This is a genomic window from Burkholderia cenocepacia, from assembly GCF_014211915.1.
In the GTDB taxonomy this organism is placed as follows: domain Bacteria; phylum Pseudomonadota; class Gammaproteobacteria; order Burkholderiales; family Burkholderiaceae; genus Burkholderia; species Burkholderia orbicola.
Genome location: NZ_CP060041.1, coordinates 360,052 through 373,015, shown reverse-complemented (window position 1 = coordinate 373,015; position 12,964 = coordinate 360,052). Strand labels below are relative to the sequence as shown.

Annotated in this window: 7 protein-coding genes; 3 read left to right on the top strand and 4 right to left on the bottom strand. The window is 66.5% G+C overall.

The features are described 5' to 3' along the window. Positions 1–19: 19 nt before the first annotated feature. The gene (fahA, locus tag SY91_RS30865; RefSeq protein WP_023475163.1) at positions 20–1,342 is read right to left on the bottom strand and encodes a fumarylacetoacetase; all 1,323 of its coding nucleotides are present in this window, start codon (positions 1,340–1,342) and stop codon (positions 20–22) included. A gap of 35 nt (positions 1,343–1,377) precedes the next feature. Continuing rightward, on the bottom strand, positions 1,378–2,184 hold the full coding sequence (locus tag SY91_RS30860) for a cyclase family protein (RefSeq protein WP_011549162.1): 807 nt from the start codon (positions 2,182–2,184) through the stop codon (positions 1,378–1,380). 218 nt (positions 2,185–2,402) lie between these two features. Between SY91_RS30860 and SY91_RS30855 the strand changes: the two genes are divergently transcribed. The 3 genes from SY91_RS30855 (at position 2,403) to uvrA (ending at position 10,573) form a co-directional block, all read left to right on the top strand. After that, positions 2,403–3,086, top strand: a complete 684-nt coding sequence (locus SY91_RS30855; RefSeq protein WP_023475162.1) for a TetR/AcrR family transcriptional regulator — start codon at positions 2,403–2,405, stop codon at positions 3,084–3,086. Positions 3,087–3,163: 77 nt separating this feature from the next. After that, positions 3,164–4,366, top strand: a complete 1,203-nt coding sequence (locus SY91_RS30850; RefSeq protein ID WP_043886739.1) for an alpha/beta hydrolase family protein — start codon at positions 3,164–3,166, stop codon at positions 4,364–4,366. A gap of 312 nt (positions 4,367–4,678) precedes the next feature. After that, entirely contained in the window at positions 4,679–10,573 is a 5,895-nt protein-coding gene (gene uvrA, locus SY91_RS30845; protein ID WP_023475160.1) for an excinuclease ABC subunit UvrA, read from the top strand. Positions 10,574–10,662: 89 nt separating this feature from the next. On the opposite strand, the gene SY91_RS30840 is transcribed toward uvrA, so the two are convergent. After that, positions 10,663–11,604, bottom strand: a complete 942-nt coding sequence (locus SY91_RS30840; protein ID WP_011549158.1) for an amino acid ABC transporter substrate-binding protein — start codon at positions 11,602–11,604, stop codon at positions 10,663–10,665. 13 nt (positions 11,605–11,617) lie between these two features. Then, a complete protein-coding gene (locus tag SY91_RS30835) occupies positions 11,618–12,925 on the bottom strand; it encodes a dicarboxylate/amino acid:cation symporter (protein ID WP_023475159.1) in 1,308 nt (435 codons plus the stop codon). Positions 12,926–12,964 lie beyond the last annotated feature (39 nt).

The following is a 12,964-nucleotide window of genomic DNA, read 5'->3' as shown; positions in this document are numbered from 1 at the left end:
GGCCCGAAACGCGTGCCGATCAGCGCGCGCTGTCCGCGACCGGCGCGGGCAGTACCGTGCCATAGTTGGCGCCGAACCCGATTCGCGCAAAGCCGTCACGCTCGCACCAGCCGCGAAAGATCACGGTATCGCCATCCTCGAGGAACGCGCGCGCTTCGCCGTTGCCGATGTCCACCGGGTGTGTTCCCCCCGACGTGAGTTCGATCAACGCGCCGGCCTCGCCCGGCGACGGTCCCGAAACGGTGCCGCTTCCGAGCAGGTCGCCGCTCTGGAGATTGCAGCCGCCCATCGTGTGATGCGCGATCATTTGCCCGAGCGTCCAGTACTGGTGCCGGAAACTGGTGTGCGTCAACGTACGCGGTTGCTGCCCTTGCGCGAGTTGCCGCGCGCTGAGGATCGACGCCTCCAGCTGGATATCGAACGCGCCGGCCGCCCTGTTGGTTTCGGCATCCAGATAGTCGAGCGGCTGCGGGCGAGCGGCCACGCGCGACCACGTCGTACGGTAGGGCAACAACGCCTCGACCGTGACGAGCCACGGCGACAAGGTCGTCGCGAAGTTCTTCGCCAGGAACGGCCCGAGCGGCTGCATTTCCCACGCCTGGATATCGCGAGCGGACCAGTCATTCAGCAGGCACAGTCCGAACAGGTGTTGCTGCGCATCGGCCAGCGGGATCGCGGTGCCGCGCGAATTGCCGGTACCGATCACCGCACCGACTTCCAGCTCGTAGTCGAGCTGGCGGCATGCGCCTCGAACGGGCGCGGACGACGGATCGGGCCGATACTGTCCCACCGGCCGATAGACTTGCTGGCCGCTCACGTCGATCGACGACACGCGGCCGTGATACGCGATCGGCAGCCAGTCGAAATTCGGGCTGATCGCCATCCCGAGCGGGCGACTGCAGTTCAACGCATGGTCGAGAGAAGTATAGAAGTCAGTGTAGTCGCCGATGCGCACGGGCACGGCATGTTCGGCGTCCGTCTGCGGCACCAGCATGTGACGCACGATTTTTTCGTGCGGGCTGCCTGCTTCCAGCAATGCGAACAGCGCATGGCGCAACGCCTGCCACGCGGCGGGGCCCATATCGAGCAGCGCATTCAACGTCGTTGCCGTGGCGGCCCGAACGGCGTCGGCGGCCAGACCATCAAGCACGCCTGCCTGCTGCAACGCCGCGAGGTCCACGATCTGATTGCCGATGGCGACCCCGCCGCGCCAGGGTTCGTCCCGGCCCGCGCGTCGGAAGATGCCCAGCGGCAGGTTCTGCAACGGAAAGTCGGTACCGGCCTCGTTGGCCGTATCCACCCAGCTGCGCCGGGTGACGTCGTGCGTGTGATTCAGTTCCATCGATATTCCTCGCATGAAGCGGTTCGATGCGAGTCTCAAGCCGTGGCGTTGAGTGCATCGTCGAAAATGGCGACCGCGCGAGTCCAGCCCGCGGAGGCGCCGCGAATTTTGTGCGGGAAGCACGAGACAAAAAAGCCGTGAGGCGGCAGCACCTCGAGGTTGTGGAGCTTCTCCAGATGGCAATAGCCGATATGGCGACCCGCCTTGTGCCCCTCCCAGATCAGCGATGCGTCGTGCGTCTCGGCGTATTTCCTGGCCGTATGCACGAACGGCGCATCCCAGCTCCACGCATCGGTGCCGGTCAACCGGACGCCACGTTCGAGCAGGTACAGGGTGGCGTCGAGGCCCATGCCGCAACCGCTCGATACATAGTCGGGTTGCCCGTAGCGCAGCCCCGCGCGGGTATTGACCACGACGATTTCGAGCGGTTTGAGGACGTGATCGATGCGTGAAAGCTCCGCTTCGACGTCGGCTGCAGTAACGACGTAGCCGTCGGCTCGGTCGGTGAAATCCAGCTTCACGCCCGGCTGGAAGCACCAATCCAGTGGCACCTCGTCGATGGTGATCGCGCGCTCTCGCTCGCCCGTCGATTCGTTCATCGTGCTGTGAAAGTGATAAGGCGCATCGAGATGGGTGCCGTTGTGCGTACTCAAGCGGACGTGCTCGATAGCCCAGCCTTCGCTGTCCGGCAGGTCGTGTTCCTGCAGCCCGGGAAAGAAGGCCGTCACGCTCTTGGCCGTTTCCTCGTGCGCCAGATACTGAATCGTCGGGCCGTAACCCGGCGGATCGGAAATGACATCGTTTTCCAGATAGATCGAGAGATCGACGAAGCGTCGTGTCATGTTCGGGTACTCGTGGTTGGAGGGTGCGACCGTGGCCGCTGGCTCTGCAGTCCGGGCGCGCGGCGGGCATTCGCGTGTGCGGTCAACCGCGACGAACGAAGACGCTCGTGCTATGATTGACTGTACGATCGTACAGTCAGTTTGATGCGAATGCAAACCGTCGTTGCGTGATGACCGGAACGACATGCGCGAAGACCTGCACAGGAATGAGAGGGACCATGCAAGCAAGGAAAACCACGAAGAAGGCAACCGTCACGCGCGGCGAGGGGCGAGTGCAGGACGCGGCCCAGACGAGCAAGCGCGAGCGCGTCCTCGACGTGGCGGAGCGCCTGTTTGCCGAAGGGGGGTTCGACGGGGTGTCGATGCGGGATATCGCGTCGGCGGCAGACGTCGGCTTGCCGCTGATCGTGTATCACTTCGAGACGAAGATGGGGCTGTATCGTGCGTTGTTCGAGCGCCGCAAAACCGTGCTGGACGCGCGGCTGGCGATGCTGCGCGAGCCGGTGGCCACGGGGGAAGATCCGCTCGAGCACATCGTGCGTGCGTTCGTGCTGCCCGTCATGCAGATCCAGGGTACGGACGCCGGCCTTGCGTACGCGAAGCTCGTGGCACGTGAAGCATCCGATCCGCGCGAAGCGGAGCGCGGCATCGTCGCCGAATATTTCGACCCGTTTGCGGCCGAATTCGTCGGCGCGATCAGAAAGGCGCTCCCCGGCCATGGCGCCAGCTACGCCCATTGGGCCTACCTGTTCGCCGTCGGCGCACTGGTGATGAGCGCGTTCGACAGCCGCATCGAGCGGATCTCGAACGGCAAGGTCAAGGCGGGCGCGTTGAAGAGCAAGGCCACGCATCTGGTGACGTTCATTACCGCTGGCATTCGGGCGGGCGCAACGCCGGTCTGATCGGGCGGCACGCCGGCATTCCATGGTGCCGCGCGTCATTTGCAGCGGTGTTTCCTTGTGTCGTCACGTTACGCGGGATGCGGTCGAATCCCGCCGGGCAAACAATGGTCGAATATTTCCCCACCAACTATGTATGGAATCTGTCCGTCAATATCGCGCTGGCGTCGGGCGGAAACAGCGGCGAGATCGACGCGGTTTGCCGTTCGCTGGTTGCCGCGTCGACACGAAGCGACGACGGTGCAACCGAAGCCTTCTTTCTGTCCTGGTGCGATCTGGGCGACCGTCTTCGTGCGCTGGCGGAAGCGGATCTGGCTGCGGGCCGGCGATTGAGCGCCGGGGCGAAATTCGGCCGCGCCGCGGTGTACTACCTGACGGGCGAGCGGATGACCCATCCGTCATTCGAGCCCCGCAAGGCTGCCTATGCGAAGGCGCTGCGTTGTTTCGCCCGATTCGCCGAGCTTCACGAGAAAAATTGCGAGCGGGTCGAAATACCGTATCGCGGCGCCTCGCTCGCCGGCGTGTTCGTTGCGGCGCGCGGCGACGCATCGGCAGCCGCGCCGTGCGTGGTGTTCGCCAACGGACTCGACAGTTTCAAGGAGACGATTTACGGCATCGGTGTGCAGCAGGCACTCGCGGCGCGCAACATTTCGAGTCTCGCGATCGATCAACCGGGCACCGGCGAAGCGCTGCGTGTGAGCGGCTTGACCGCATTGATCGAGTCGGAAGTGTGGGCGGGGGCTGTCGCCGACTACCTGGCGCAGCGTACCGACGTCGACAGTCGGATGCTCGGCATGTGCGCGTGGTCGCTCGGCGGGTACTACGCACCGCGCGCGGTCGCGATCGACAAGCGCTTCCGGCTGTGTGTCGCGTGGGGCGCGAACTTCAACTGGGGTGAGCTGCAGCGGCGCCGCCTCGCGCGGGAGGGCGACAACCCGGTTCCGCACTACTGGGATCATGTCCGATGGGTATGGGGCAAGGCCACGCTTGAAGAATTCATGGTCTTCTCGGAACGGATCACGCTGGCCCCCGTCATCGACGAGGTCACGGTTCCGTTCCTGATCGTCCATGGTGACGCCGATCGGCAAATCCCGCGGGAATACGCGATCCAGCAGTATCAGGGTGCGGTGAACAGCCCGAAGCGCGAGTTGAAATTCTTCACCGCGGCGGAAGGGGGCGTCGAGCACTGCAGCGCGGACAACGTGACGAACGTTCGCGACTATATCGCCGACTGGATTGCCGAGACGTACCGGGAACTGGGCGCGACACACGTGGAAACGTAAGCCGCGCTGTCGAGGCAGGAAGTGGCGGGAGCCGTTTCGAATCGACGTGCGCCGCCGTACTTGGACCGCGAAACGGCGGTCGAATCATCGATCCCCCGCGAGGGGCGACCGATGGAGTCGACTCCTCCCGGCCGCCTGCCCATGAAGCCCGCAGGGTCGTCATGGAAAACTGTATGAATATACAGTATAGTACCCGTCGAACTCGAGCCGCACAGGTCCAACCCTTGCGGCACGTGCGCCGCGCCTGCGGGCATCCGCCGCAGCGTTCCGGCACCGTGAATTCCGGCTAACTCATTCAGACGGGCAGGCAAATTGTCATCCAGCAATCTGATCCGCATTCGCGGAGCACGTCAGCACAACCTCAAGAATCTCGATCTCGACCTGCGTACCGGTGAAATGACGGTCGTGACCGGCCCGTCGGGCTCCGGCAAGTCGAGTCTCGTGTTCGACACGCTGTACGCGGAAGGCCAGCGGCGCTACGTCGAAACCTTCAGCGCGTACGCGCGGCAGTTCCTCGACCGGATGGATCGCCCGCAGGTCGAGCGCGTCGACGGCGTGCCGCCCGCGATCGCAATCGACCAGACCAACCCGGTTCGGAGTTCGCGGTCGACCGTCGGCACGATGACCGAGCTGAACGACCACCTGAAGCTGCTGTACGCGCGCGCGGCCGAGCTGTTCGACCGCAAGACCGCGCGGCAGGTGCGGCACGACACGCCGGAGACGATCTACGCGGAACTCGTCGCGCGCACGCAGGCGGACGATCCGCGCGTCGTCGTCACGTTTCCGGTCGAATTGCCGGAGGCGGTGTCCGACGAGGAAATCGCGCAGTGGCTGTCGGCGAGCGGCTACACGCGCGTGCAGGCGCAGCGCGAGGTCGCGTCGCCCACCGGGCCGCGCAAGATGCTCGACGTGGTGGCCGACCGCTTTCGCGTGCAGCAGGCCGACAAGGCGCGGGTGGTGGAGGCGATCGAGGCGTCGCTGAAGCGCGGCGGCGGTCGCGTGAACATGTACGTGCTGGCCGCGGACGCGGAAAACGCAACGGCCGAGCCGTTGATCTGGCGCTTTTCCACCGGGCTCCACGATCCCGACAGCGACCTGCGCTACGCGGAGCCGCAGGCGGCGCTGTTCTCGTTCAACTCGGCGTACGGCGCGTGCGAAACCTGCCGCGGCTTCGGCCGCGTGATCGGCGTCGATCTCGGCCTCGTGATTCCCGACGCGCGCAAGACGCTGCGCGGCGGCGCGATCAAGCCGATGCAGACGCCCGCGTGGAAAGAGTGCCAGGACGACCTGATGCGCTATGCGGCGAAGGCCGGCATCCGGCGCGACGTGGCGTGGTCCGAGCTGACGGACGCCGAGCGCGACTGGGTCGTCAACGGTTCGCCGGACTGGAACGGCAAGTGGCAGAGCCAGTGGTACGGCGTGAAGCGCTTCTTCGGCTACCTCGAATCGAAAGCGTACAAGATGCACATTCGCGTGCTGCTGTCGAAATACCGCAGCTACACGCCGTGCGACGTGTGTGGCGGCGCGCGCCTGAAGACGGAGTCGCTGCAATGGCGGCTCGGCTCGAAAGAGAATGCCGACGCCGTGCTCGCGCCGGCCGACCGCTTCATGCCGCGCGGCGTCGACTGGAGCCGCGCGCAGCTCGAAGCGCTGCCGGGCCTGACCGTGCACGATCTGATGCTGCTGCCGATCGAGCGCATCCGCCGCTTCTTCGACGACATCGTGCTGCCGAGCGCGCTGCTCGACGACGCATTGAAACTGCTGCTCGCCGAGGTGCGCACGCGCCTGAAATACCTGTGCGACGTCGGGCTCGGCTACCTGACGCTCGACCGGCAAAGCCGCACGCTGTCGGGCGGCGAGGTGCAGCGGATCAACCTGACGACGGCGCTCGGCACGTCGCTCACGAAAACCCTGTTCGTGCTCGACGAACCGAGCATCGGGCTGCATCCGCGCGATCTCACGCGGATCGTCGAGGCGATGCAGCGGCTGCGCGACGCGGGCAACACGCTGGTCGTGGTCGAGCACGATCCGTCGGTGATGCTCGCGGCCGATCGATTGATCGACATGGGCCCCGGCCCGGGCGAACGCGGCGGCACGATCGTGTACGACGGCACGCCCGGCGACATCCGTTCGGCGCGCACGCTGACGGGCGAGTATCTCGGCGGCCGCAAGCAGGTCGCGCATGCGTCGAACTGGGCGCGCCGCGTGGTCGACGCGAACACGCCGCGCATCGTGCTCGAAGGCGCGACCGAGCACAACCTGCGCGACGTCACGGTCGAGATCCCGCTGCAGCGGCTCGTGTGCGTGACGGGCGTATCCGGCTCCGGCAAATCCACGCTGCTGCAGGACGTGCTGTATCCGGCGATGGCGCGGCACCACGGCAAGGCGACCGAATCGCCGGGCGCGTTCCGCAGCCTCACGGGCGCCGACCAGGTCGGCGACGTCGTGTTCGTCGACCAGTCGCCGATCGGCAAGACCACGCGCTCGAACCCGGCCAGTTACGTCGGCGCGTTCGACGAAATCCGCAAGCTGTTCGCGAAGGCGCCGCTCGCGCTGCAGCGCGGCTACGGCGCCGGCACGTTCAGCTTCAACTCGGGCGACGGCCGTTGCCCGACCTGCGGCGGCTCGGGCTTCGAACACATCGAAATGCAGTTCCTGAGCGACGTCTACCTGCGTTGCCCGGATTGCGACGGCAGCCGCTACCGCGCCGAGATTCTCGAAGTGCGCATCGAGCGCGACGGCCGCGCGCTGAACATCGCCGATGTGCTCGATCTCACCGTCAGCGAGGCGGCCGCGTTCTTCGCGACCGATGCCGAGGTGCTGCGCGTGCTGCAGCCGATCGTCGACGTCGGCCTCGAATACGTGAAGCTCGGCCAGCCGGTGCCGACGCTGTCGGGCGGCGAAGCGCAGCGCCTGAAGCTCGCCGGCTTCCTCGCCGAATCCGCGGCGGCGGCCAACGGGCGCCGGGTCGCGACGGAAGAGGCGCGCATCGCCCGCGCGAAGCTGTTCATGTTCGACGAGCCGACCACCGGGCTGCACTTCGACGACATCGCGAAGCTGATGCAGGCGTTCGGCAAGCTGCTCGCGGCCGGCCATTCGCTGATCGTGATCGAGCACAATCTCGACGTGATCCGCGCGGCCGACTGGCTGATCGATCTCGGTCCGGAAGGCGGCGACGGCGGCGGCCTGGTGCTGTGCGCGGGCACGCCCGACGACGTGAAGGCCTGCGCCGAATCGCATACCGGCGTGGCGCTGCTGCAGTACGACCGCGAGATGGAGGGCGCAGCCGCGGGTGCCGACGAAGGCGTGCCGCTGCAGGCCGTGCTGAACGCGGCGCGCGCGCGCCGTGCGATCGAAGGCGAGGACGTCGTGCGGATCGTCAACGCGCGCGAGCACAACCTGAAGTCGCTCGACGTCGACATCCCGCACGGCAAGTTCAACGTGATCACCGGCGTGTCGGGTTCCGGCAAGTCGACGCTCGCGTTCGACATCCTGTTCCACGAAGGCCAGCGCCGCTACCTCGAATCGCTGAACGCGTATGCGCGCTCGATCGTGCAGCCGGCCGGCCGCCCCGAGGTCGACGCGGTGTACGGCATCCCGCCGACCGTCGCGATCGAGCAGCGGCTGTCGCGCGGCGGGCGCAAGAGCACGGTCGCGACCACGTCCGAAGTGTGGCATTTCCTGCGGCTGCTGTATGTGAAGCTCGGCCTGCAGCATTGCATCCACGACGGCACGCCGGTCACGTCGCAATCCGTCGAATCGATCGCCGCGCAATTGCTGCGCGATCATCGCGGCGAGCACGTCGGGCTGCTCGCGCCGCTCGTCGTCAATCGCAAGGGCGTCTATACCGATCTCGCGAAGTGGGCGAAGGCGCGCGGCAGCACGCATCTGCGCGTCGACGGCGAGTTCGTCACGGTCGATCCGTGGCCGAAGCTCGACCGGTTCCGTGAACACACGATCGAATTGCCGGTGGCCGATATCGTCGTGTCGCCGGACAACGAGGCCGAGTTGCGGCGCAGGCTCGACGAGACGCTCGAGCTCGGCAAGGGCGTGATGCACCTGCTCGCGCCGCTCGACGGGCTGCATCACGCGATGCAGAACGATCATTCGACCGCGCAGGTCGGCGCGGTCAAGGTGCTGTCGGTGAAGCGCGCGTGCCCGGTATGCGGCACGAGCTATCCGGAACTCGACCCGAGGATGTTCTCGTACAACAGCAAGCACGGCTGGTGCACGACCTGTGTCGGCACCGGCGTCACGCTCACCCGCGAGCAGCGCGCCGCGTACGACGACACGGTGCTCGCCGGCGACGATCGCGGCCGCGAACAGACGCTGCCGTCGGACGAGCAGGAGCCGGAAGGCGTCGGCAACGAGCCGTGCCCGGATTGCCACGGCACGCGGCTGAATCCGTCCGCACGCGCGGTCACGTTCGATGCGCATCCGATCGTGGAGGTCGCGCAGTGGACGGTGTCGGACACGCGCCGCTGGATCGACGCGCTGGAACTCACCGGGCGCGACGCGCAGATCGCGCGCGACATCGTCAGCGAGATCGGTAGCCGCCTCGCGTTTCTCGAGGAAGTCGGGCTCGGCTACCTGAGCCTCGACCGCGCGGCGCCGAGCCTGTCGGGCGGCGAAGCGCAGCGCATCCGGCTGGCCGCGCAGCTCGGCAGCAACCTGCAGGGCGTGTGCTACGTGCTCGACGAGCCGACCATCGGCCTGCATCCGCGCGACAACCAGATCCTGCTGGATGCATTGCGCAAGCTCGGCGACAAGGGCAATACGCTCGTCGTCGTCGAGCATGACGAGGACACGATCCGCCGCGCGGATCACATCATCGACGTCGGCCCGGGCGCCGGCAAGCGCGGCGGCACGCTGGTCGCGCAAGGCGCGGTGGCCGATCTCGCCGCGCAGGCCGATTCGGTGACGGGGCGCCTGCTCGCGCAGCCGATGACGCACCCGTTGCAACCCCGCCGCAGCGTGAGCCTGCCGGGCAAGAAGGGCGGTGAAGCCGTGCCGGAAGCCTGGCTGACCGTGCATGGCGCGCGGCTGCACAACCTGCGCGACGTCACGGTCGGCATTCCGCTCGCGCGGCTCGTCGCGGTCACCGGCGTCAGCGGTTCGGGCAAGTCGACGCTCGCGCGCGACGTGCTGATGACGAACCTGCTGGATGCGGTCGGCCGCTCGGTACTGTCGTCGCCCGCCACGCGGCGTGCGCGCAAGGCCGCGCAGCAGGACGCGCCGGCCGCCAACCGTCGTTCGAGCGTGCTCGCGCGCGGCGCACCGCGGCCGTCGCTGAACGTCACGCATGCGTGGCAAGGCTGCGAGTCGCTGAGCGGCTGGGAGCAGATCGATCGCGTGCTCGAAGTCGACCAGACGCCGATCGGCAAGACGCCGCGTTCGTGCCCGGCCACCTATATCGGCGTGTGGGACACGATCCGCAAGCTGTTCGCTGATACGCTCGAAGCGCGCGCACGCGGCTATACGGCGTCGCGTTTCTCGTTCAATACCGGCGACGGGCGCTGCCCCGCGTGCGAAGGGCAAGGCGTGCGCACGATCGGCATGAGCTTCCTGCCGGACGTGAAGGTGCCGTGCGACGTGTGCCACGGGCAGCGCTTCAATCCGGAAACGCTCGCCGTCACGTGGCGCGGCCGGAACATCGGCGACGTGCTGACGATGGAGATCGACGAGGCGGTCGAGTTTTTCGCGCCGATCTCGAACATCGCGCATCCGCTGCAGCTGATGAAGGACGTCGGGCTCGGCTATCTGACGCTCGGCCAGCCGTCGCCGACGCTGTCCGGCGGCGAGGCGCAGCGCATCAAGCTCGTCACCGAGCTGACGAAGGTGCGCGACGACATCACGCGGCGCGGCCAGAAGGCGCCGCACACGCTGTACGTGCTCGACGAGCCGACGGTCGGCCTGCATATGGCCGATGTCGCGAAGCTGATCCGCGTGCTGCACCGGCTGGTGGATGCCGGGCATAGCGTCGTCGTGATCGAGCACGATCTCGACGTGATCGCGGAAGCCGACTGGATCATCGATCTCGGGCCCGAAGGCGGCGTGGGCGGCGGCACGATCGTCGCGGCGGCGCCGCCGGAAGGGCTCGTGCAGGTGAAGGCCAGCCATACCGGGCAAGCGCTGAAGCCGGTGCTGGCCCGAACGGCCAGCGAAGACGCCGAAGTGGAGCAGCAGGGCGCGGCGCGAGTCGGCTGAACGCGTCGCATCCGGCGAGCGGCCCCGATGCCTGGTGAGGCATCGGGGCCGTTCTCGTTTCGTCCTTCATGTCGACGATGGCGCCGCGCTCAATTCGCGTTGACGCCGATCGCCTCGATGATGGTCTCCAGTTGCGGGCTCATCGGCAGGTTCAGACTCAAGCCGGACGGAAGCGGGCGCAGGAACCAGCGCTTGTACTGACGTGCGATCTCGCCGTCGGCGGCCAACTCCTGGAACGTGCTTTTCACGATCTGCGCGAGTTGCGGATCGTCCTTGCGGAACATGATGCCGTACGGGTCGTAGGATAGAAAATCGCCCACCACGTCGTACTGGCCGCCCTTGCTCGCATTCTCGGCGATCAGGCCGTACAGCAGCACGTCGTCCGTCGCGAACGCGTCGGCGCTGCCGTTCGCGACGAGCGCGAAGCCTTGCGCATGGTCCGGTACCACCTGTAGCTGGACCCCGAGCCGGAACTTGTCATTCAGGTCGCGCAGCGCCTTCTCGTTGGTCGTGCCGGCCGTCACCGCGACTTTCTTGCCCGCGAGATCGCGGAACGAGCGGATCGGCGCGCCGCGTTTCACCATCACCTTCGTGCCGGCCACGAAGAAGATCGGCGAGAACGCCACGCGTTTCTGGCGCTCGAGGTTGCTGGTCGTGGAGCCGCATTCCAGATCGACCTTGCCGCTGACCACCGCGTCGATGCGGTTGTCGGACGTGACCGGCACCCAGCGGATCGTCAGGCTCTGGTTGATCGCATCCTCGATCGACGCCACGAGCGCCTTGCACAGCTCGATCGAATAGCCGATCGGCTGGTTGCGCGCATTCAGGTACGAAAACGGGATCGACGCGTCGCGATAGCCGAGCGCAATCGTGCCGCTGCCGCGCACCTTCGCGAGCGTGCCGGTCAGTTGGGCCGGCGCGAACGGCTCGACGCGCGGCGGCGTCGACGGCGCATCGTCCGCACGCGCGGCCGCGCCCGTCGCAAGCAGGCCCGCGAGCGCGAGCGCACGCCAGAATCGCTGCATCTTCATCGCCGGGCCTCCGTCAGACTTCCGTCGGATGTGCGATCGTCGCTTCCTGTTCCGCTTCGATGCGCGCTGCGTTGGCTTCGGCTTCCGCTTCCGGCAGGAGCTGGCCTTCCCATTTCGCGACCACCGCACTTGCGATCGAATTGCCCACCGCATTGGTGGCCGAGCGGCCCATGTCGAGGAACGTGTCGACGCCGAGAATCAGCAGCAACCCGGCCTCCGGCAGCCCGAACTGGTGCAGCGTGGCCGCGATCACGACGAGCGACGCACGCGGCACGCCGGCCATTCCCTTCGACGTGAGCATCAGCACCAGCAGCATCGTGATCTGCGTGCCGAGCGACAGGTGCATGTTGTACGCCTGCGCGATGAACAGCGATGCGAACGTGCAGTACATCATCGAGCCGTCGAGGTTGAACGAATAGCCCATCGGCATCACGAAACTCGAGATCTTGCGTTTCACGCCGAAGCGGTCGAGCGCGTCGAGGATCTTCGGGTACGCGGCTTCGGAGCTGGCGGTCGCGAACGACAGCATGAACGCTTCCTTGATCAGCACCAGCAGCTTGAACACCCGCGGCCCGAGGAACACCAGCCCCGCACACACGAGCAACGCCCAGAGCAGGAACAGGCTGACGTAGAAGTCGCCCATGAACACCGCGAACTTCAGCAGTACCGATAACCCGTTGACCGCGACGGTCGCGGCCATCGCGGCCATCACCGCGAGCGGCGCGAGCTTCATCACGTAGCCGGTGATCTTCAGCATCACGTGCGACAGCTGGTCGATCGCGGCGATGAGGATCTTGCCGCGCTCGCCGAGCGCGGCGAGCGCGACGCCGAAGAACATCGAGAACACGACGATCTGCAGGATTTCGTTGTTCGCCATCGCCTCGGCGAACGACCTCGGCACCATGTGGCCGACGAAATCCTTCAGCGTGAACTTGGATGTCGCGAGGTTCGCCGATGCGCCGATGTCCGGCAGCGGCAGGCCGAGATTGTCGCCGGGCCGCAGCAGGTTCGCCATCAGCAGCCCGAGCAGCAGCGAGACCAGCGACGCGGTGATGAACCAGGTGATCGATTTCGCGAATACGCGCCCGACCGAGGCCGCGTCGCCCATGTGTGCGATGCCGACGACCAGCGTGGAGAAGACGAGCGGCCCGATCACCATCTTGATCAGGCGCAGAAATACGTCGGAGACGAGCGAGATGTAGCCGGCGACTTCGGCGGCGGCCTTCTTGTCCGGAAAGCTCGTGAAGACCATGTAGCCGATCGCGATGCCTGCCGCCATCGCGACCAGGATCCAGACGGCTGCAGCATTCTTTTTTCGCATCGTAAGCCTCCCATGCAGCGGTTTCGCAATCGGGAATGA